The organism is Pseudomonas sp. HMSC08G10 (assembly GCF_001808425.1).
Taxonomy (GTDB): domain Bacteria; phylum Pseudomonadota; class Gammaproteobacteria; order Pseudomonadales; family Pseudomonadaceae; genus Aquipseudomonas; species Aquipseudomonas guariconensis.
The window spans coordinates 99754-119976 of the sequence record NZ_KV793331.1 but is presented as its reverse complement, the minus strand read 5'-3'; the positions used below and the strand labels follow the sequence as shown (position 1 = coordinate 119976).

Annotated in this window: 18 protein-coding genes and 1 other RNA gene; 18 read left to right on the top strand and 1 reads right to left on the bottom strand. The window is 63.5% G+C overall.

From position 1 onward, the window contains the following. The first annotated feature begins 186 nt into the window (after nt 1–186). The 18 genes from rsmI to lpxC all read left to right on the top strand — a co-directional run bounded on the left by rsmI (nt 187) and on the right by lpxC (nt 19548). Nucleotides 187–1029, top strand: a complete 843-nt coding sequence (gene rsmI / locus HMPREF3173_RS20515) for a 16S rRNA (cytidine(1402)-2'-O)-methyltransferase (RefSeq protein ID WP_177343707.1) — start codon at nt 187–189, stop codon at nt 1027–1029. A gap of 67 nt (nt 1030–1096) precedes the next feature. Continuing rightward, nucleotides 1097–1456, top strand: an RNA gene (gene rnpB, locus HMPREF3173_RS20510) — RNase P RNA component class A. A gap of 311 nt (nt 1457–1767) precedes the next feature. Then, nucleotides 1768–2223 (top strand): division/cell wall cluster transcriptional repressor MraZ, encoded by a 456-nt coding sequence (mraZ, locus tag HMPREF3173_RS20505; protein ID WP_011535546.1) that lies wholly within the window; start codon nt 1768–1770, stop codon nt 2221–2223. Beyond that, a complete protein-coding gene (gene rsmH, locus HMPREF3173_RS20500; protein WP_070576189.1) occupies nt 2220–3167 on the top strand; it encodes a 16S rRNA (cytosine(1402)-N(4))-methyltransferase RsmH in 948 nt (315 codons plus the stop codon). Before mraZ ends, rsmH begins: the two co-directional genes overlap by 4 nt. Beyond that, complete coding sequence (gene ftsL, locus HMPREF3173_RS20495) at nt 3164–3457, top strand: cell division protein FtsL (protein WP_043207496.1); 294 nt, start codon at nt 3164–3166, stop codon at nt 3455–3457. The genes rsmH and ftsL overlap by 4 nt, the downstream gene beginning before the upstream one ends. Next, on the top strand, nt 3457–5187 hold the full coding sequence (locus tag HMPREF3173_RS20490) for a peptidoglycan D,D-transpeptidase FtsI family protein (protein ID WP_167358096.1): 1731 nt from the start codon (nt 3457–3459) through the stop codon (nt 5185–5187). The genes ftsL and HMPREF3173_RS20490 overlap by 1 nt, the downstream gene beginning before the upstream one ends. Beyond that, the gene (locus HMPREF3173_RS20485) at nt 5187–6650 is read left to right on the top strand and encodes a UDP-N-acetylmuramoyl-L-alanyl-D-glutamate--2,6-diaminopimelate ligase (RefSeq protein ID WP_070576186.1); all 1464 of its coding nucleotides are present in this window, start codon (nt 5187–5189) and stop codon (nt 6648–6650) included. The genes HMPREF3173_RS20490 and HMPREF3173_RS20485 overlap by 1 nt, the downstream gene beginning before the upstream one ends. Next, the gene (gene murF, locus HMPREF3173_RS20480; RefSeq protein WP_070576184.1) at nt 6643–8010 is read left to right on the top strand and encodes a UDP-N-acetylmuramoyl-tripeptide--D-alanyl-D-alanine ligase; all 1368 of its coding nucleotides are present in this window, start codon (nt 6643–6645) and stop codon (nt 8008–8010) included. Before HMPREF3173_RS20485 ends, murF begins: the two co-directional genes overlap by 8 nt. After that, nucleotides 8010–9092, top strand: a complete 1083-nt coding sequence (gene mraY, locus HMPREF3173_RS20475; RefSeq protein ID WP_043207506.1) for a phospho-N-acetylmuramoyl-pentapeptide-transferase — start codon at nt 8010–8012, stop codon at nt 9090–9092. The genes murF and mraY overlap by 1 nt, the downstream gene beginning before the upstream one ends. A gap of 6 nt (nt 9093–9098) precedes the next feature. Next, nucleotides 9099–10445 (top strand): UDP-N-acetylmuramoyl-L-alanine--D-glutamate ligase, encoded by a 1347-nt coding sequence (gene murD, locus HMPREF3173_RS20470; RefSeq protein ID WP_070576417.1) that lies wholly within the window; start codon nt 9099–9101, stop codon nt 10443–10445. Further along, entirely contained in the window at nt 10442–11656 is a 1215-nt protein-coding gene (gene ftsW / locus HMPREF3173_RS20465) for a putative lipid II flippase FtsW (protein WP_043207508.1), read from the top strand. The genes murD and ftsW overlap by 4 nt, the downstream gene beginning before the upstream one ends. After that, the gene (murG, locus tag HMPREF3173_RS20460) at nt 11646–12725 is read left to right on the top strand and encodes an undecaprenyldiphospho-muramoylpentapeptide beta-N-acetylglucosaminyltransferase (protein WP_070576181.1); all 1080 of its coding nucleotides are present in this window, start codon (nt 11646–11648) and stop codon (nt 12723–12725) included. The genes ftsW and murG overlap by 11 nt, the downstream gene beginning before the upstream one ends. Then, a complete protein-coding gene (gene murC, locus HMPREF3173_RS20455) occupies nt 12718–14172 on the top strand; it encodes a UDP-N-acetylmuramate--L-alanine ligase (protein WP_070576177.1) in 1455 nt (484 codons plus the stop codon). The genes murG and murC overlap by 8 nt, the downstream gene beginning before the upstream one ends. Continuing rightward, on the top strand, nt 14169–15125 hold the full coding sequence (locus HMPREF3173_RS20450; RefSeq protein WP_070576174.1) for a D-alanine--D-alanine ligase: 957 nt from the start codon (nt 14169–14171) through the stop codon (nt 15123–15125). Before murC ends, HMPREF3173_RS20450 begins: the two co-directional genes overlap by 4 nt. Before the next feature lie 5 nt (nt 15126–15130). Beyond that, entirely contained in the window at nt 15131–16000 is an 870-nt protein-coding gene (locus tag HMPREF3173_RS20445) for a cell division protein FtsQ/DivIB (protein WP_043207518.1), read from the top strand. Between the two features lie 14 nt (nt 16001–16014). Next, the gene (gene ftsA, locus HMPREF3173_RS20440; RefSeq protein ID WP_043207521.1) at nt 16015–17271 is read left to right on the top strand and encodes a cell division protein FtsA; all 1257 of its coding nucleotides are present in this window, start codon (nt 16015–16017) and stop codon (nt 17269–17271) included. Nucleotides 17272–17327: 56 nt separating this feature from the next. Next, nucleotides 17328–18524, top strand: coding sequence for a cell division protein FtsZ (ftsZ, locus tag HMPREF3173_RS20435; RefSeq protein ID WP_043207523.1), 1197 nt, complete (start codon nt 17328–17330; stop codon nt 18522–18524). 112 nt (nt 18525–18636) lie between these two features. Next, nucleotides 18637–19548, top strand: a complete 912-nt coding sequence (gene lpxC, locus HMPREF3173_RS20430) for a UDP-3-O-acyl-N-acetylglucosamine deacetylase (protein WP_070092350.1) — start codon at nt 18637–18639, stop codon at nt 19546–19548. Between the two features lie 60 nt (nt 19549–19608). Here lpxC and HMPREF3173_RS20425 read toward each other — a convergent pair whose 3' ends face one another. Continuing rightward, nucleotides 19609–20070, bottom strand: coding sequence for a DUF721 domain-containing protein (locus HMPREF3173_RS20425; protein ID WP_043207527.1), 462 nt, complete (start codon nt 20068–20070; stop codon nt 19609–19611). Nucleotides 20071–20223: the final 153 nt, after the last annotated feature.

The window sequence follows — 20223 nt, the reverse complement described above, 5'->3', positions numbered from 1 at the left end:
ATTGTACCCAAGCGTCGGCCGGGGCGCGATGTTGCTGACGTGGAATCCTTCACTATAGGTCGTCTGCAGGAGCAGGTCCGTGAAGTTCTTTGCGCGCTGTTGCGGGTGCTCGGGCTACAATGGCGCCTTTGATCCACAAGACAGGTGTGCGCAGTGACTGATGTTGCAGGGGCTTCGAAATCCATGATGGGCACGCTTTATGTCGTCGCCACGCCGATCGGCAATCTGGACGACATGAGTGCCCGGGCCCTCAAGGTCCTGGCGAATGTGGCGCTGATCGCTGCCGAAGATACCCGTCACTCGGTGCGCCTGCTTCAGCATTTCGGTATTGACACTCCACTGGCAGCTTGCCACGAACACAACGAGCGAGATGAAGGCGGGCGGTTCATCACTCGGCTTCTGGCGGGAGACGACGTGGCCTTGGTATCGGATGCCGGTACGCCGCTGATCTCCGATCCAGGCTACCACTTGGTGCGCCAGGCGCGTGCGGCAGGGGTGCAGGTGGTGCCAGTGCCCGGCGCCTGCGCATTGATCGCCGCGTTGTCGGCGGCGGGGCTGCCGTCGGACCGATTCATTTTCGAAGGCTTCCTGCCGGCCAAGGCGGCGGGTCGCCGGGCCCGGCTCGAGCTGGTCAAGGAGGAGCCGCGGACCCTGATTTTCTATGAAGCCCCGCACCGCATCCTCGAATGCCTGGAGGACATGGAGGCGGTGCTCGGTGCGGATCGCCCGGCAGTGCTGGGGCGTGAGCTGACCAAGACCTTCGAGACCCTCAAGGGGTTGCCGCTGGGTGAGTTGCGCGCCTTTGTCGAGGGCGACAGCAATCAGCAGCGCGGTGAGTGTGTGGTGTTGGTCGGTGGTTGGAGCGCACCTGAGGATGAACAAGCCATCAGCGGCGAAGCGCAGCGGGTGCTCGACCTGTTGCTGGCGGAGTTGCCGCTCAAGCGCGCGGCTGCGCTGGCGGCGGAAATCACTGGCGTTCGCAAGAACTTGCTCTATCAATTTGCCCTGGAAAAACAGAAAGCCAAATAGTGGCAAATTGATATTCTTTGGTGCGTCACTTGTTCTTGAGCGCGCCTGCCGTTAACCTTGTCGGCGGAGAGTCGATCGGACAGTCGCTGCCTTCTTTTGTTCCGCAAAAGAGGGGGGAGGAAAGTCCGGGCTCCATAGGGCAGAGTGCCAGGTAACGCCTGGGGGGCGCGAGCCTACGGAAAGTGCCACAGAAAACAACCGCCTAAGCACTTCGGTGCCGGTAAGGGTGAAAAGGTGCGGTAAGAGCGCACCGCACGACTGGTAACAGTTCGTGGCTAGGTAAACCCCACTCGGAGCAAGACCAAATAGGGTTCCTTACGGCGTGGCCCGCGTCGGAACCGGGTAGGTTGCTAAAGGCGTCCAGTGATGGCCGTCGTAGAGGAATGACTGTCCTCGACAGAACCCGGCTTACAGATCGACTCTCCACCTTCCTCCTTCCCTGCTTGAATCGATAGCAGATATGTCCTGGTAATACCGAAAAATTCTTACTCTTAATAAATCACTTTAACTTCACGCTGCATCTGTCCGCGTGTCTTTGATTTTTCTCGCCAAATTTCTTCGCTGGTATTCGTTCCTCCTTCCTTTGTTGCGCTAAATCGCCGTCCTGTAAGGGATTTCCTTATGAACGTGCCTTGACGGTGTGGCGGACGGATTCCTATAGTGTGCGCAAGTGGCAGAAAGTGGGATGAAGTGGGTTTTCTGACCAAATAAAGCTAACCTCAGTGGGGAATCGCAGCCGTGTTCCGCGGAGCCAACGCCGTCAGCCTCGATGCAAAGGGCCGACTCGCCATGCCGAGTCGGTACCGTGACGAGCTCGATTCGCGTTGCAATGGTCAATTGATCGTGACCATTGACGCAGTAGACCCCTGCTTGTGTGTTTATCCCCTCGATGAGTGGGAACAGATCGAAGCCAAGTTGCGTGCCTTGCCGTCGTTGCGTGAGGAAAACCGCCGCCTGCAGCGTTTGCTGATCGGCAATGCGGTGGACCTGGAGCTCGATGGCAGTGGTCGTTTCCTGGTGCCGCCCCGCCTGCGCGAATACGCCAAGCTCGATAAGAAGGCGATGCTGGTGGGGCAACTGAACAAATTCCAGCTGTGGGATGAGGATGCCTGGAACGCGGTTTCGGCAGCCGACCTTGCAGCTATTCAACAACCGGGCGCCATGCCCGATGATTTGCGTGACCTGATCCTGTGACGATAGATAGCGGCTTCAACCACATCACCGTGCTGCTCGACGAGGCTGTCGAGGCATTGGCCCTGCGCGCCGACGGTTGCTATCTGGATGGCACCTTCGGGCGGGGTGGGCACAGCCGTCTTATTCTCAGCAAGCTCGGGCCGCAAGGACGGTTGCTGGGTTTCGACAAAGATCCACAAGCGATTGCGACAGGGCAAGCGCTGGCGGCCGAAGACGGCCGCTTTGTCATTGTGCAGCGCAGCTTTGCCGAGATGGGCGATGAAGTCGCGCAGCGTGGCCTCGATGGCAAGGTCAGCGGCATTCTGCTGGACCTGGGCGTCTCCTCGCCGCAATTGGATGACCCCGAGCGTGGCTTCAGTTTCCTCAATGACGGCCCGTTGGACATGCGCATGAATCCCGACCAGGGCATCAGCGCCGCCGAGTTCATCGCCACCGCCCCCGAAGACGAAATCGCCCGGGTCTTCAAAGAATACGGTGAGGAACGTTTCGCCAAGCGCATGGCGCGCGCCGTCGTGCAGCGCCGAGAGCAGCAGCCGTTCACTCGCACGGGTGACCTTGCCGAAGTGCTCAAGGTCGCCAACCCTGCCTGGGAAAAGGGCAAGAATCCCGCCACCCGCGCCTTCCAGGGGCTGCGTATTCACGTCAACAACGAACTGGGCGATCTCGAGACCGGCCTTGAGGCTGCAATCGAGGCGCTGGAAGTCGGTGGCCGGCTGGCGGTGATCAGCTTCCATTCGCTCGAGGACCGCATCGTCAAGCTGTTCATGCGCAAGCTGGCCAAGGGCGAGGCAGACAACTTGCCGCGCAATCTGCCGGTGCAGCACAAGGTCTTCGAACCCCGGATCCGCCTGATCGGCAAGGCGCAGTTCGCCTCCGATGCAGAGCTTCAGGCCAACCCGCGCGCACGCAGTGCCGTGATGCGGGTGGCGGAGAAGCTGCGGTGAGCCGGCTGTTTGCCAAACCTTTGCCAGGTGGAAGCTTCCTGATGCTTCTGCTGTTTATCGGTGTGCTGGTGTCGGCGATCGCCGTGTCCTACAGCGCCCACTGGAACCGCCAGTTGCTCAACACCCTCTATGGCGAGCTTAACGAGCGCGACAAGGCCCAGGCTGAGTGGGGGCGGTTGATCCTCGAGCAAAGCACCTGGACCGCCCACAGCCGTATCGAGAACCTGGCCAGCGAGCAACTGAAAATGCGTGTGCCGGCCGCTGACGAAGTGCGGATGGTGGCGCCATGATGAAGCTCGAAGGCGCACTCTACCCCTGGCGCTTCCGGGTTGTGATCGCTTTGCTGGCGCTGATGGTCGGCGCCATCGCCTGGCGCATCATCGACCTTCAGGTGATCGACCGTGACTTCCTCAAGGGCCAGGGCGATGCCCGCAGCCTGCGTCATATTCCTATTCCCGCGCACCGTGGCCTGATTACCGACCGCAACGGTGAGCCGTTGGCCGTCAGTACGCCGGTCACCACCCTGTGGGCCAACCCCAAGGAAATGCAGGTTGCCCGTGATCGCTGGCCACAACTGGCTGCCGCGCTTGGGCAGAACGCTCAGCAACTGACCGAGCGCCTGACCCAGCAAGCCAACAAAGAATTCATTTACCTGGTCCGCGGGCTGACGCCGGAGCAGGGCCAGCAGGTGCTCGACCTCAAGGTGCCGGGCGTCTACGGCATGGAAGAGTTCCGCCGCTTCTATCCGGCGGGCGATGTCACCGCGCACATGGTGGGCTTCACAGACCTGGACGACCATGGTCGCGAAGGGGTCGAGCTGGCCTATGACGAGTGGCTCGCCGGGGTGCCTGGCAAACGCCAGGTGATCAAGGATCGGCGTGGTCGGCTGATCAAGGACATCCAGGTCACCAAGAACGCCAAGGCCGGCAAGACCTTGGCGTTGTCCATCGACCTGCGCCTGCAATACCTGGCCACCCGTGAGCTGCGCAATGCCATCGCCGAGCAGGAAGCCAAGGCCGGCAGCCTGGTGATCATGGACGTCAAGACCGGCGAGGTCCTGGCGATGGTCAACCAGCCGACCTACAACCCGAACAACCGCCGCAGCATGTTCCCGGCGGCCATGCGCAACCGGGCGATCATCGATGTGTTCGAGCCGGGCTCCACTGTCAAGCCGATCTCCATGAGTGCGGCCCTGCAGAGCGGCCGCTGGAAACCCACCGACAAGGTCGAAGTGTATCCGGGCAGCCTGCAGATTGGCCGCTACACCATCAAGGACGTGTCCAAGAGCGAGGGGCCGATCCTCGACCTGACCGGCATCCTGATCAACTCCAGTAACGTCGGCATGAGCAAGATTGCTTTCGACATCGGTGGCGAGGCGATCTATCGGGTCATGTCCCAAGTCGGCCTGGGCCAGTACACCGGCCTGGGCTTCCCGGGCGAGCGTGTCGGCAATCTGCCCAACCACCGCGAATGGCGCAAGGCCGAGACCGCTACCCTGTCCTACGGCTATGGCGTTTCGGTGACGGCCCTGCAGTTGGTGCATGCCTACGCGGCGATTGCCAACGACGGCAAGATGGTGCCGCTGTCGATTCTCAAGGTCGACAAAGCGCCGGAGGCCGTACAGGCGATTCCGGCCGACACCGCCGAAACCGTCCAGGCCATGTTGCAGCAGGTCATCGAAGCCCCGCGTGGGGTGTTCCGTGCCCAGGTGCCGTTCTATCACGTGGGTGGCAAGTCCGGTACCGCGCGTAAGGCCACTGTCGGCTCCAAGGGCTACACCGAAAACGCCTACCGTTCGCTGTTCGCAGGCTTCGGTCCGATGAGCGACCCGCGCTACGCCATCGTGGTGGTCATCGATGAGCCGAGCAAAGGTGGCTATTTCGGTGGCCTGGTCTCGGCGCCTGTATTCAGCAAGGTGATGTCGGGCACCCTGCGCCTGATGAACGTTCCGCCAGACAACCTGCCGCCACCCGCGACCCAGCAGGCCAGCGCAGTACCCGCCAATGGAGGGCGTGGTTGATGACAATGCCATTGAGCAAGCTTTTCGCCCATGCCAGCCGCGATCCACTGATCCGCGAGCTGACGCTCGACAGTCGCCAGGTGCGGCCGGGCGATCTGTTCCTGGCTGTTCCCGGGGCGAAGGTCGATGGCCGCGAGCACATCGCCGATGCCTTGGCCCGCGGCGCCGCCGCCGTGGCCTATGAAGAGCAGGGAGCGAGCGTTCTGCCGATCACCGAGGCGCCGCTGATTCCGGTGCGCGGCCTGATTGGCCAACTGTCGGAAATCGCCGGGCGGTTCTATGGCGAACCAAGCCGTCAGCTGGATCTGGTGGGTGTCACCGGCACCAACGGCAAGACCAGCGTTACCCAGCTGGTGGCCCAGGCCCTCGATGCCCTGGGGCAGCGCTGCGGGCTGATCGGCACGCTGGGCACTGGTTTCTATGGCGAGCTGCGCAGCGGCCGCCTGACCACACCTGACCCGATCGCCGTGCAGGCGACCCTGAACGACCTCAAGCATGGCGGCGCCAAGGCCGTGGCCATGGAAGTGTCGTCCCACGCCCTGGAGCAGGGCCGTGTCGCGGCACTGGCATTCGACATCGCGGTGATGACCAACCTGTCCCGTGATCACCTGGACTACCACGGCAGCATGGAGGCCTACGAGGCTGCCAAGGCCAAGCTGTTCGCCTGGCCGGACCTGCGTTGCCGCGTGGTCAACCTGGACGATGAGTTCGGTTGTCGCCTGGCCCAAAGCCACGGCGAGTCCCGTCTGATCAGCTACAGCCTGCTGGATCCGGCCGCCACGTTGTTCTGCAAACAAGCCCGCTTTGATGACGACGGTGTGCGTGCGGTGCTGGTGACCCCGCAGGGCGAGCATGCGCTGCGCAGTCGTCTGCTGGGCCGCTTCAACCTGAGCAACATGCTCGCTGCGGTGGCCACCCTGCTCGCGCTGGACTACCCGTTGGATGAAATCCTGAAGGTCACCCCGCAGCTGCAGGGCCCCATCGGGCGCATGCAGCGCCTGGGTGGTGGCGAGAAGCCGCTGGTGGTGGTCGATTACGCCCATACGCCCGATGCGCTGGAAAAGGTCCTCGAAGCCCTGCGCCCGCACGCCCATGGTCGCCTGCTATGCCTGTTTGGCTGCGGTGGCGATCGTGATCGCGGCAAGCGTCCGTTGATGGCGGAAGTGGCCGAGCGCCTGGCTGACCGCGTGCTGGTCACTGACGACAATCCGCGTACTGAAGACCCGCAGCGGATCTTCGATGATATTCGCCCTGGTTTCGCCAAGCCTGCCGACGTCGAATTCGTCGCCGGTCGAGGCGATGCCATCGCACATCTGATCGCCACCGCTGCCGCCGACGATGTCATCGTCCTCGCTGGCAAGGGGCATGAGGATTATCAGGAGATCAATGGCGAACGCCATGACTTCTCCGATCTGGTCGAGGCCGAGAAGGCACTTGCAGCCTGGGAGGCTCCACATGCTTAAGCCCATGACACTCAGCCAGCTGGTCGCGCCGCTCGCGGCACGCCATGTCGGTGCCGATGCGAGCTTCAGCGGCGTCAGCATCGACAGCCGCACCGTGGGGGCCGGACAGTTGTTCGTCGCTCTGGCCGGGCCGCGTTTCGATGGCCACGACTATTTGGCTGACGTCAAGGCCAAGGGCGCCGTGGCTGCGCTGGTGGAGCGCGAAGTGGAAGGTGTCGACTTGCCACAGCTGGTGGTTGCCGACAGCCGGCTCGCCCTGGGCCGGCTCGGCGCCCTGAACCGCGCTGCCTTCGACAAGCCGGTCGCGGCCATCACCGGTTCCAGCGGCAAGACCACGGTCAAGGAGCTGCTGGCCAGCATCCTGCGCACGCGTGGCTTGGTACTGGCCACGCGGGGCAACCTGAACAACGACCTCGGCGCACCGCTGACCTTGCTGGAAATATCCCCGGAGCACAGTGCTGCGGTGATCGAGCTGGGCGCCTCGCGCATCGGTGAGATCCGTTATACCGTCGGCCTGACTCAGCCTCAGGTGGTCATCATCAACAACGCCGGAACCGCCCACGTTGGCGAATTCGGCGGTCCCGAGAAGATCGTCGAGGCCAAGGGCGAGATCCTCGAGGGCCTGGGCGAGGGCGGCACGGCTGTCCTTAATCTGGCCGACAAAGCCTTCGAGGTCTGGCGCAAGCGCGCCGGCCAGCACCGCATCCTCAGCTTTGCACTGGACAATCCTCAGGCTGATTTCCACGCCAGCGACATCGGGCGCGACGCCCGTGGCTGCCCGTCCTTCACCTTGAACGGGCCGCAAGGCTCGGTGAAGGTGCAACTGAACCTGCTGGGCACCCACAATGTCAGCAACGCGCTGGCCGCCGCCGCCGCTGCCCATGCCTTGGGCGTGAGCCTGGAGGGCATTGCAGCCGGGTTGGAGGCAGTCCAGCCGGTCAAAGGCCGCACCGTTGCCCAGATCGCCGCCAACGGTGTGCGTGTGATCGACGACAGCTACAACGCAAATCCCACCTCGATGTGCGCTGCCATTGATATACTCGCCGGCTTTTCCGGACGCACCGTCCTGGTGCTCGGGGATATCGGTGAACTGGGGCAATGGGCAGAAGAAGGCCACCGTCAGGTGGGTGACTACGCCCGCGGCAAGGTCGACGCCCTGTACGCGGTGGGTACCAACATGGCCCACGCGGTCGCGGCGTACGGCGCCAATGGCCGCCATTTCACCACCCAGGCTGAGCTGATCGATGCCGTTCGCGCCGAGACTGCCAGTGACACCACTATCTTGATCAAGGGTTCGCGCAGCGCTGCGATGGAAAACGTCGTGGCGGCCTTGTGCGGTCCCAGCGGGGAGAAACATTAATGCTGCTGCTGTTGGCCGAGTATCTGCAACAGTTCTACAAGGGCTTCGCGGTCTTCCAGTACCTGTCCCTGCGCGGGATCCTGGGTGTGTTGACCGCGCTGTCCCTGGCGCTGTGGCTCGGGCCGTGGATGATCCGCACCCTGCAGATCCGCCAGATCGGTCAGGCTGTCCGTAACGACGGCCCGCAATCGCACCTGTCCAAATCCGGCACCCCTACCATGGGCGGTGCCCTGATCCTGTCTGCCATCGGCATCAGCACACTGCTGTGGGCCGACCTGACCAACCGCTACGTCTGGGTCGTACTGATCGTGACCATGCTGTTCGGCGCCATCGGTTGGGTCGACGACTATCGCAAGGTGATCGAGAAGAACTCCCGTGGCTTGCCGAGCCGCTGGAAGTACTTCTGGCAATCGGTGTTCGGTCTGGGCGCGGCAGTGTTCCTGTACACCACCGCACCGACCAGCGTCGAGACCACCCTGATCGTGCCGATGCTCAAGGACCTCACCATTCCCCTGGGCGCGTTCTTCATCGTGCTGACCTATTTCGTCATCGTCGGCTCGAGCAACGCGGTCAACCTGACCGACGGCCTCGATGGCCTGGCGATCATGCCAACCGTGATGGTCGGCGGCGCCCTGGGCATCTTCTGCTACTTGTCCGGCAACGTTAAGTTCGCTGAATACCTGCTGATTCCGTACGTACCGGGGGCAGGTGAGCTGATCGTGTTCTGCGGCGCGCTGATCGGTGCCGGCCTGGGCTTCCTGTGGTTCAACACCTACCCGGCCCAAGTCTTCATGGGTGACGTCGGCGCGCTGGCGCTGGGCGCTGCGCTGGGCACCATCGCCGTCATCGTTCGCCAGGAAATCGTCCTGTTCATCATGGGCGGCGTGTTCGTCATGGAGACCCTGTCGGTGGTGATCCAGGTGGCCTCCTTCAAGTTGACCGGCAAGCGGGTGTTCCGCATGGCGCCGATCCATCACCATTTTGAACTCAAGGGTTGGCCCGAGCCGCGGGTGATCGTCCGATTCTGGATCATCACCGTGATTCTGGTGCTGATCGGCCTTGCCACCCTGAAACTGAGGTAAGTGAGCGTGTCATTGATCGCTTCCGACCAATTCCGCATCGTTGTCGGCCTCGGCAAGAGCGGCATGTCCCTGGTTCGCTTCCTGGCGAGCCGGGGCATTGCCTTTGCGGTCGCCGATACCCGCGAGCAGCCGCCGGAACTGGAAACCCTGCGTCGTGAGTATCCGCAGGTGGAAGTGCGCTGTGGCGAGCTGGACGTGGACTTCCTGTGCCGCGCCAACGAACTCTATGTCAGCCCTGGTCTGGCCCTGGCCACCCCGGCGCTGCAGCAGGCTGCGGCCCGCGGCGTGACGCTGTCCGGCGACATCGAGTTGTTCGCGCGTCATGCTAAGGCGCCCATCGTGGCGATCAGCGGCTCCAATGCCAAAAGCACCGTGACCACCCTGGTCGGCGAAATGGCCGCCAAGGCGGGCAAGCGTGTGGCGGTGGGTGGCAACCTGGGTACACCGGCGCTGGATCTGCTGGATGACACGGTGGAACTGTATGTTCTGGAGCTTTCCAGCTTCCAGCTGGAGACCACCGACCAGCTCAACGCTGAAGTGGCCACTGTGCTGAACATCAGCGAAGACCACATGGACCGCTACAGCGGCCTGCCGGCCTATCACCTGGCCAAGCACCGGATCTTCCGTGGCGCTCGCCAGGTGGTGGTCAACCGCCAGGATGCCTTGAGCCGGCCGTTGCCGGTCGAGGGCCGCCCGTGCTGGACCTTTGGCTTGAACGTTCCAGACTTCAAGGCTTTCGGCCTGCGTGAAGTGGATGGCGAGAAGTACCTGGCCTTCGAATTCCAGACCCTCATGCCGGTGCGTGAACTGAAGATCCGCGGTGCCCACAATCAGAGCAACGCCCTGGCTGCCCTGGCCCTGGGTCATGCCGTGGGCCTGCCGTTCGCGCCGATGCTCGACGCGCTGCGTGAGTTCACCGGGCTCGCCCACCGTTGCCAATGGGTGCGTGAGCGCAACGGTGTCAACTGGTACGACGACTCCAAGGCCACCAACGTCGGTGCTGCCCTGGCGGCGATCGAAGGTCTGGGAGCGGATATCGACGGCAAACTGGTGCTCATCGCCGGAGGCGACGGCAAGGGAGCGGACTTCTCGGCATTGCGTGAGCCGGTGGCGCGTTTCTGCCGCGCCGTGGTCCTGCTGGGGCGTGATGCCGAGCGCTTGGCCCAGTCGCTGGGCGAGGGCGTGCACCAGGTTCGGGTCAAGACCCTGGATGAAGCCGTGCAGCAATGCGCCGAGCTGGCCGAGCCAGGCGATGCCGTGCTCTTGTCGCCGGCCTGCGCCAGCCTCGACATGTTCAAGAACTTCGAAGAACGCGGACGTCTGTTCGCCCGGGCAGCGGAGGGGCTGGCATGATCTTCGGCATCCTCAAGCCTTATCCATCGCCGCTGATCAGCGGCCGCGGCATCGACCTGGACTTCGCCTTCCTCGCCGGTTGTCTGGCGCTGCTGGGCCTGGGCCTGGTGATGATCACCTCGGCCTCCTCGGAAGTGGCCGCAGTGCAGTCGGGCAACCCGCTGTATCACATGTTCCGCCATCTGGTGTACGTGGCCCTGGGCCTGGTCGCCTGTGGCGCGACCATGATGGTGCCGATCGCCACCTGGCAGCGCATGGGCTTCATGATGCTGGTCGGTGCCTTCGGCCTGCTGTTTTTGGTGTTGGTGCCAGGCATTGGCCGGGAAGTGAACGGTTCCATGCGCTGGATCGGCTTCAGCTTCTTCAACGTCCAGCCCTCTGAGATTGCCAAGGTCTTCGTGGTCATCTACCTGGCCGGCTACCTGGTACGCCGCCAGCAGGAAGTCCGTGAGAGCTGGATGGGCTTCTTCAAACCCTTCATCGTCCTGTTGCCGATGGCCGGCCTGCTGCTGATGGAACCGGACTTCGGCGCCACCGTCGTGATGATGGGCGCAGCCGCAGCCATGTTGTTCCTCGGCGGGGTGGGGTTGTTCCGCTTCAGCTTGATGGTGGTGCTGGCGGTGGTGGCGGTGTTCATTCTGGTCCAGGCCCAGCCCTACCGGATGGCGCGTCTGATCACCTTCACCGACCCCTGGGCCGACCAGTTCGGCTCCGGCTACCAGCTGACCCAGGCACTGATTGCCTTCGGGCGTGGCGAATGGCTGGGCGTGGGCCTGGGCAACAGCGTGCAGAAGCAGTTCTACCTGCCTGAAGCGCACACCGACTTCGTGTTCTCGGTCCTGGCCGAGGAACTGGGCGTGGTCGGCTCGCTGTGCACCGTGGCGCTGTTCGTCTTCGTCACCGTGCGGGCCCTGTACATTGGCCTGTGGGCGGAAAAGGCCAAGCAGTTCTTTGCCGCCTACATGGCGTTTGGCCTGGCGTTCCTGTGGATCGGCCAGTTCCTGATCAACATCGGCGTGAACGTCGGCCTGCTACCGACCAAAGGCCTGACCCTGCCGTTCCTCAGCTACGGCGGCAGTTCGCTGGTGATCTGCTGTGCCTGCGTGGGATTGCTGCTGCGCATCGAGTGGGAAAGCCGCACGCATCTGGGCAGCGAGGAGCACGAATTCAAGGAAAGCGATTTTGCCGAGGAGACCTACCATGGCCGCTGACGGCAAAAACGTTCTGATCATGGCCGGTGGCACCGGGGGGCATGTCTTCCCGGCCCTGGCCTGCGCCCGTGAATTCCAGGCCCGTGGCTACAGCGTGCATTGGCTGGGTACCCCGCGCGGTATCGAGAACGAACTCGTGCCCCAGGCAGGTCTGCCCCTGCACCTGATCCAGGTCAGCGGCCTGCGCGGCAAAGGCAAGCTTTCGCTGCTCAAGGCGCCGTTCACGCTGGTCAAGGCAGTGCTCCAGGCGCGACGTATCATCCGTCAGCTCAAGCCGGTTTGCGTGCTGGGCTTTGGCGGCTACGTGACCGGCCCGGGCGGTGTCGCCGCGCGGCTGTGTGGCGTGCCGCTGGTCATCCATGAGCAGAATGCCCGCGCCGGTACCGCCAATCGGCTGCTGGTGCCGCTGTCGGCGCGAGTCTGCGAAGCTTTCCCGGACACCTTCCAGGCCAGCGGCAAGCGCCGCACCACCGGCAATCCGGTGCGCCCGGAGCTGTTCCTTGAGGCGCCACGCGCCCCGTTGGCCGAGCGCCGCGCACGCCTGTTGGTGCTCGGTGGCAGCCTGGGTGCGGAACCATTGAACAAATTGCTGCCTAAGGCCCTGTCGGAAGTGCCTGCGAGCCTGCGCCCCGAGGTGTTCCATCAGGCCGGCAAGCAACACGCGCCGATCACCGCCGAGCGTTATCGCGAGGCGGGGGTCGAGGCTCAGGTAGAGCCCTTCATCAAGGACATGGCCTATGCCTATGGCTGGGCTGACATGGTGGTATGCCGGGCGGGTGCCCTGACCGTCAGCGAACTGGCTGCGGCAGGCCTGCCCTCGGTGCTGGTGCCTTTGCCCCACGCCATCGACGACCACCAGACCCACAACGCCCAATACCTGGCTCGTGAAGGCGCTGCCTTCCTGATGCCACAAGCGACAACTGGCGCAGCGCAGCTCGCTGAACGCCTGAACGAGGTGCTGATGCAACCCGAGAAACTCAACACCATGGCCAGCACCGCACGGCGCCTGGCCAAACCTGCCGCAACCAGCACCGTGGTCGATATCTGCCTGGAGGTGGCCCATGGTTGAGAGCCAGAAAGCCATGCCCCAGCCGAAAATGGGCCGCATCCGTCGCATCCACTTCGTCGGTGTCGGCGGCGTGGGCATGTGCGGCATCGCCGAAGTGCTGCTGAACCTGGGCTACCAGGTGTCCGGTTCGGACCTCAAAGCGTCCCCGGTCACCGAGCGCCTGGAGTCGTTCGGCGCCGAGATTTTCGTCGGCCACCGTGCCGAGAACGCCGCCAACGCTGATGTACTGGTGGTGTCCAGCGCCATCAATCCGGCCAACCCGGAAGTCGCCACCGCCCTCGAGCGGCGCATTCCTGTGGTGCCGCGCGCCGAAATGCTCGCCGAGCTGATGCGCTACCGTCATGGCATCGCCGTGGCCGGTACCCATGGCAAGACCACCACCACCAGCCTGCTGGCATCGGTGTTCGCCGCCGGCGGCCTGGATCCGACCTTCGTCATCGGTGGGCGCCTGACCGCAGCCGGCACCAACGCCCAGCTCGGCACTAGCCGCTACCTGATCGCCGAGGCCGATGAGAGCGACGCCAGCTTCCTGCACCTGCAGCCGATGGTCGCGGTCGTCACCAACATCGATGCCGACCACATGGCCACCTACGAAGGCGACTTCAACAAACTGAAGAAAACCTTCGTCGAGTTCCTGCACAACCTGCCGTTCTACGGTCTGGCCGTGATGTGCCTGGACGATCCGGTAGTGCGCGAGATCCTGCCACAGGTCAAGCGTCCGACCGTCACCTACGGCTTCAGCGAAGAAGCTGACGTGCGCGCGATCAACGTTCGCCAGGAAGGCATGCAGACCCACTTCACCGTGTTGCGCCGCGACTGCGAGCCGTTGGAGGTTTCGGTCAACATGCCGGGCAACCACAACGTGCTCAATGCCCTGGCCACCATTGCCATCGCCACCGACGAAGGCATCAGCGACGACGCCATCGTCCAAGGCCTGTCCGGCTTCCAGGGCGTGGGCCGGCGTTTCCAAGTGTACGGCGAGCTGCCGGTCGAAGGCGGCAACGTGATGCTGGTCGACGACTACGGACACCACCCGACCGAAGTGGCCGCGGTAATCAAGGCCGTGCGTGGCGGTTGGCCGAGCCGGCGTCTGGTGATGGTCTATCAGCCGCACCGCTACAGCCGCACCCGCGACCTGTACGACGACTTTGTACAGGTACTGGCCGACGCCAACGTATTGCTGCTGATGGAGGTCTACCCGGCCGGCGAGGAGCCGATCCCGGGGGCCGACAGTCGCCAGCTGTGCCACAGCATCCGTCAGCGCGGCCAACTGGACCCGATCTACATCGAACGGGGTGTCGATCTTGCGCCGCTGGTCAAGCCATTGCTGCGCGCCGGCGACATCCTGCTGTGCCAAGGCGCCGGTGACATCGGCGGCCTGGCCCCGCAACTGATCAAGAGCCCGCTGTTCGCTGGCGCCGTCGCCAGCCAGGAGAAGTCGAAATGAGCAGCGCCTACGACAAATTGCACTCGACCCTGGACGTAAAAGCCTTCGGTCGCGTCGCTGTGCTGTACGGCGGCAAGAGCGCCGAGCGCGAGGTGTCGCTCAAGTCCGGCAAGGCGGTGCTCGAAGCGCTGACCAGCGCCGGTGTCGACGTGGTCGGCATCGATGTGGGCGATGACCTGCTGGCACGCCTGCAGAGCGAGAAGATCGACCGCGCCTTCATCATTCTCCATGGCCGTGGGGGAGAAGATGGCAGCATGCAGGGCCTGCTGGAGTGTCTGGACATTCCCTACACCGGCAGCGGCATCCTGGCGTCTGCGCTGGCGATGGACAAACTGCGCACCAAGCAGGTCTGGCAGAGCCTGGGCATTCCGACCCCGCGCCATGCCGTGCTGGGCAGCGAGCACGATTGTGTCGAGGCCGGTAAGGAACTGGGCTTCCCGTTGATCGTCAAACCGGCCCATGAAGGTTCCAGTATCGGCATGGCCAAGGTGAACAACGAGCAGGAGCTGGTCGCTGCCTGGCGCGATGCCGCCCGCTACGACTCCCAAGTGCTGGTCGAGCAGTGGATCCATGGTCCGGAGTTCACCGTTGCCGTGCTGCGCGGTCAGGTGCTGCCTCCGATTGCCTTGGGCACGCCGCACGTGTTCTACGACTACGACGCCAAGTACCTGGCCAACGATACCCAATACCGCATCCCGTGCGGGCTGGACAACGCCAAGGAACAGGAACTGATCGAACTGACCGCACGCGCCTGCGATGCCATTGGCATCGAAGGCTGGGGGCGTCTGGACGTGATGCAGGACGAGCAGGGCCGGTTCTGGCTGCTCGAAGTCAACACCGCACCCGGCATGACCGACCATAGCCTGGTGCCGATGGCGGCCCGCGCGGCTGGTCTGGACTTCCAGCAACTGGTGCTGGCGATCCTGGCCGAAAGCGTAGCGACGCGAGGTTAAGAGCCATGCACGGCGCGATGATACGTCAGCAGCAACCCGTTACCGGCCGTAGCAAGCCGGTGCCGCGTGGTGCCAGCCGACTGGTGGCCGACGAGCCCGTATCGGCGCGCCTGCCGCGGCCCAGCCTGGGCGGCCTCAAACGCTTGCTGTGGCCGGTGCTGCTGGTCGCTGCAGGCTTCGGCGCCTATGAAGGCGCCGTGCGCCTGATGCCGTATGCCGACCGGCCGATCACCAAGATCGCCGTGCAGGGCGACCTGAGCTACATCAGCCAGCAGGCAGTGCAGCAGCGGATCGCGCCGTACGTGGCCGCAAGCTTCTTCAGTGTCGACCTGACGGCGATGCGCCTGGAGCTCGAACAGATGCCATGGATCGCCCATGCCGAAGTCCGCCGGGTATGGCCGGACGAGGTGGTGATCCGCCTGGAAGAACAGTTGCCGGTGGCGCGCTGGGGCGACGAAGCCTTGCTCAACAACCAGGGCCAGGCCTTCACCCCGCGCGAACTGGCCAACTACGAGCACCTGCCGCAGCTGTTCGGGCCGCAGCGCGCTCAGCAACAAGTCATGCAGCAGTATCAGGTATTGAGCCAGATGCTGCGCCCCCTGGGCTTTTCCATCGCTCGCCTGGAGCTGCGCGAGCGAGGCAGTTGGTTCCTCACCACCGGCGCGGGTAGCGCCGGGCCTGGGATCGAGCTGCTGCTGGGGCGCGACCATCTGGTGGAGAAGATGCGCCGTTTCATTGCCATTTACGACAAGACACTCAAAGAGCAGATCACCAACATCGCCCGCGTTGATCTGCGGTACGCCAACGGGCTTGCCGTTGGCTGGCGGGAACCGATTGCACCGACGACGGCCCAACCCGCCGTTGCGAAGAATTAGAGAGAGGCAGGACCATGGCAAACGCGCATAGCGGCAAAATGATCGTCGGGCTGGACATCGGCACCTCCAAGGTGGTGGCGCTGGTGGGTGAGGTGGCCGCTGACGGCACACTGGAAATCGTGGGCATCGGTACCCATCCCTCCCGCGGCCTGAAGAAAGGCGTGGTGGTGAACATCGAGTCCACCGTGCAGTCGATCCAGCGCGCGGTGGAAGAGGCGCAGCTGATGGCCGGCTGCCGCATTCACTCGGCGTTCGTCGGCGTCGCCGGTAATCACATTCGCAGCCTCAACTCCCACGGCATCGTCGCGATTCGCGATCGCGAAGTCAGCACCGCTGACCTCGAGCGCGTACTGGACGCCGCCCAGGCCGTGGCCATCCCGGCAGACCAGCGGGTGCTGCACACCCTGCCGCAGGACTACGTGATCGACAACCAGGAAGGCGTGCGCGAGCCTCTGGGCATGTCCGGTGTGCGTCTGGAAGCCAAGGTCCACGTGGTCACCTGCGCAGTCAACGCCGCCCAGAACATCGAAAAGTGCGTGCGCCGCTGTGGTCTGGAAATCGACGACATCATCCTCGAACAACTGGCGTCGGCCTATTCGGTGCTGACCGATGACGAGAAGGAACTGGGCGTGTGCCTGGTGGACATCGGGGGTGGTACCACCGACATCGCCATCTTCACCGAGGGTGCCATCCGCCACACCGCGGTGATCCCGATCGCGGGCGACCAGGTGACCAACGATATCGCCATGGCCCTGCGCACCCCGACCCAGTACGCCGAGGAAATCAAGATCCGCTACGCCTGTGCCTTGGCCAAGCTGGCCGGCGCTGGCGAGACCATCAAGGTGCCGAGCGTGGGCGACCGCCCACCGCGCGAGCTGTCGCGCCAGGCCTTGGCCGAGGTGGTGGAGCCCCGTTACGACGAGCTCTTCACCTTGATCCAGGCCGAGCTGCGTCGCAGCGGCTACGAGGACCTGGTGCCGGCCGGCATCGTCCTGACCGGCGGCACCTCCAAGATGGAAGGCGCTGTGGAACTGGCCGAGGAAATCTTCCACATGCCGGTGCGCCTTGGCGTACCGCACAGCGTTCGGGGGCTCAGCGATGTCGTGCGCAACCCGATCTATTCCACCGGCGTGGGCTTGCTCACCTACGGCCTGCAAAAGCAGACCGAGGACCTGCCCCTGACCGGCAACAGCAGCAACAACAGCTATGGCGATGAACCGAAGGCTCCGGTGCTTGAACGATTCAAGCGTTGGGTCCAGGGCAACTTCTAAGTTTCAAAGCAGTAGTGGTAGGCGCAAAAACTAGAGAACAGTTAAGGAGAGGGAAAATGTTCGAGCTCGTAGACAACGTCCCGCAAAGTCCGGTCATCAAAGTGATCGGTGTCGGTGGTGGTGGTGGCAACGCCGTCAACCACATGGTCAAAAGCAACATCGAAGGCGTCGAGTTCATCTGCGCCAACACCGATGCCCAGGCGCTGAAGAACATCGGTGCGCGCACCATCCTGCAGCTGGGTACCGGTGTCACCAAGGGCCTGGGTGCTGGTGCCAATCCGGAAGTCGGCCGTCAGGCCGCGCTGGAAGACCGTGAGCGCATCGCTGAGGTGCTGCAGGGCACCAACATGGTCTTTATCACCACTGGCATGGGCGGCGGTACCGGTACCGGTGCTGCGCCGATCATCGCCGAAGTGGCCAAGGAAATGGGCATCCTCACCGTTGCGGTGGTGACCCGTCCGTTCCCGTTCGAAGGTCGCAAGCGCATGCAGATCGCCGACGAGGGCATCCGCATGCTGGCCGAAAGCGTCGACTCGTTGATCACCATCCCCAACGAGAAGCTGCTGACCATCCTGGGCAAGGATGCAAGCCTGCTGTCGGCCTTCGCCAAGGCCGATGACGTGCTGGCTGGCGCCGTGCGTGGTATCTCCGACATCATCAAGCGTCCGGGGATGATCAACGTCGACTTCGCCGACGTGCGCACCGTAATGGGTGAGATGGGCATGGCGATGATGGGTACCGGCTGCGCCAGCGGTCCGAACCGTGCCCGCGAAGCCACCGAGGCGGCGATCCGCAACCCGCTGCTCGAAGACGTCAACCTGCAGGGCGCCCGCGGCATCCTGGTGAACATCACCGCAGGTCCGGACCTGTCCCTGGGCGAGTACTCCGACGTCGGTAGCATCATCGAAGCCTTCGCCTCCGACCATGCCATGGTCAAGGTCGGCACCGTGATCGATCCGGATATGCGCGACGAGCTGCACGTGACCGTGGTTGCCACCGGTCTGGGCGCACGTATCGAGAAACCGGTCAAAGTCGTCGACAACACTCTGCAGAGCGCGGCCGCCGCCTATGAGGCGTCCAACCCTGCACCGGTGCGTCAGGAGCAGCCTGCCGTCAACTACCGCGACCTGGAGCGTCCGACCGTGATGCGCAACCAGGCCCACGGAGGTGCCGCAGCAGCGGCTAAACTCAACCCACAGGATGATCTGGACTACCTCGACATCCCGGCGTTCCTGCGTCGCCAGGCCGATTAATGGAATTTATCAGGGGTATAGGGGTGATTGGTGTTCAGCAAAGGCCGGGTCTGTTATCATCCCCAGCCTTTGTTGATACCTGTTCGCAATTTGCGCTGAAGCGGCCAAAGCCATGATTAGACAACGCACCCTGAAGAATACCATCCGTGCCACAGGTGTCGGCCTGCACTCCGGGGAGAAGGTCTACCTGACCCTCAAGCCAGCGCCTGTGGACACCGGCATCGTCTTCCGCCGTGCCGACCTCGACCCCGTCGTCGAGATCCCGGCCCGTGCGGCCAACGTCGGCGAGACAACCATGTCGACGACGCTGGTCAACGGTGACGTAAAGGTCGATACGGTCGAGCACCTGCTCTCCGCCATGGCGGGCCTGGGCATCGATAACGCCTACGTCGAGCTCTCCGCCTCGGAAGTACCGATCATGGATGGCAGCGCGGGCCCCTTCGTATTCCTGATTCAATCCGCCGGCCTGGAAGAACAGGACGCCGCCAAGAAGTTCATCCGCATCCTGCGCGAAGTGACGGTGGAGGAGGGCGACAAACGCGCCACCTTCCTGCCTTTCGACGGGTTCAAGGTGAGCTTTGAGATCGACTTCGATCATCCGGTACTGCGCAACCGGACCCAGAGCGCCAGTGTCGACTTCTCCAGCACGTCGTTCGTGAAGGAAGTCAGCCGCGCCCGCACCTTCGGTTTCATGCGTGACATCGAGTACCTGCGCAAGCACAACCTTGCGTTGGGCGGCAGTGTGGAAAACGCCATCGTGGTCGATGAGGACGGCGTGCTCAACGAAGACGGCCTTCGTTACGAAGACGAATTCGTCAAGCACAAGATCCTCGATGCCATCGGCGATCTCTACCTGCTGGGCAACAGCCTGATCGGCGAGTTCAAGGGCTACAAGTCCGGACACGCGCTGAACAACCAGTTGCTGCGCAAGCTCATCGCTGAGAAGGACGCCTGGGAAGTGGTCACTTTCGAAGATGCCAGCACGGCACCGATCTCCTACATGCGCCCTGTTGCGGCCGTGTAAGTTCGAACACTCTCTAGTTCATTGAGGCCACCTTCGGGTGGCCTTTTTTATGGGGCGTTTTCAGCCCTTTTCCTTGCCTTGGGCATGCGCTGCCAGCCGTTCCAGGGCTGCCCGCAGCTTGGGGTCGGCGATACCCTCGGCCGAATCGCGGATACTCTCGGCGGCCTTGCAGGACAGCTCCACACCTTGGCCATCCCGTTTGGCCGGCACCAGCGGGGGTTGCACCTTGAACAGGATGCGCTGCAAATTGCCGAATGCCTCCAGTGCCTGCAGCTGGCGTTGCAGGCGCTTTTGCTGATAGCGCAGACGCGTAGCCCAGTGACCGTCCGTCACCACCAGCAGCAAGGTGCCATCTCGCCAGGACGCCACATGGCAATGCTCGCGGGCGGCCGGTTGCAGCTGGCTTTCCAGCAGACGCTGCAAATGGGCCAAGCGCTCGGCCTGGTTGAGCAGCAGGCGCAGTGGCCTGGCCTGACGCAACAGCGCGGCCGGAGGCTGGGCGGGGGAGGGCTTGTAGGCCATGGGGGTACGCAGGTGGTTACAGATTGGTCATCTTAACAGAAGCCAGGGCGCTGGACTGACCGCAGGACGCTGTGGCGGTTTTATAGCTCAATTGAGAGGGCAGGCTGACCTGCAAGGGCGGCAACCCCATGATCTCTTTGGGAAATGTCCCTG

Coding starts and splice junctions, on each gene's coding strand:
- rsmI (WP_177343707.1), top strand. CDS start 187: ATGGGCACGCTTTATGTCGTCGCCACGCCGATCGGCAATCTGGACGAC.
- HMPREF3173_RS20490 (WP_167358096.1), top strand. CDS start 3,457: ATGAAGCTCGAAGGCGCACTCTACCCCTGGCGCTTCCGGGTTGTGATC.
- HMPREF3173_RS20485 (WP_070576186.1), top strand. CDS start 5,187: ATGACAATGCCATTGAGCAAGCTTTTCGCCCATGCCAGCCGCGATCCA.
- murF (WP_070576184.1), top strand. CDS start 6,643: ATGCTTAAGCCCATGACACTCAGCCAGCTGGTCGCGCCGCTCGCGGCA.
- mraY (WP_043207506.1), top strand. CDS start 8,010: ATGCTGCTGCTGTTGGCCGAGTATCTGCAACAGTTCTACAAGGGCTTC.
- ftsW (WP_043207508.1), top strand. CDS start 10,442: ATGATCTTCGGCATCCTCAAGCCTTATCCATCGCCGCTGATCAGCGGC.
- murG (WP_070576181.1), top strand. CDS start 11,646: ATGGCCGCTGACGGCAAAAACGTTCTGATCATGGCCGGTGGCACCGGG.
- murC (WP_070576177.1), top strand. CDS start 12,718: ATGGTTGAGAGCCAGAAAGCCATGCCCCAGCCGAAAATGGGCCGCATC.
- HMPREF3173_RS20450 (WP_070576174.1), top strand. CDS start 14,169: ATGAGCAGCGCCTACGACAAATTGCACTCGACCCTGGACGTAAAAGCC.
- HMPREF3173_RS20445 (WP_043207518.1), top strand. CDS start 15,131: ATGCACGGCGCGATGATACGTCAGCAGCAACCCGTTACCGGCCGTAGC.
- ftsA (WP_043207521.1), top strand. CDS start 16,015: ATGGCAAACGCGCATAGCGGCAAAATGATCGTCGGGCTGGACATCGGC.
- ftsZ (WP_043207523.1), top strand. CDS start 17,328: ATGTTCGAGCTCGTAGACAACGTCCCGCAAAGTCCGGTCATCAAAGTG.
- lpxC (WP_070092350.1), top strand. CDS start 18,637: ATGATTAGACAACGCACCCTGAAGAATACCATCCGTGCCACAGGTGTC.
- HMPREF3173_RS20425 (WP_043207527.1), bottom strand. CDS start 20,070: ATGGCCTACAAGCCCTCCCCCGCCCAGCCTCCGGCCGCGCTGTTGCGT.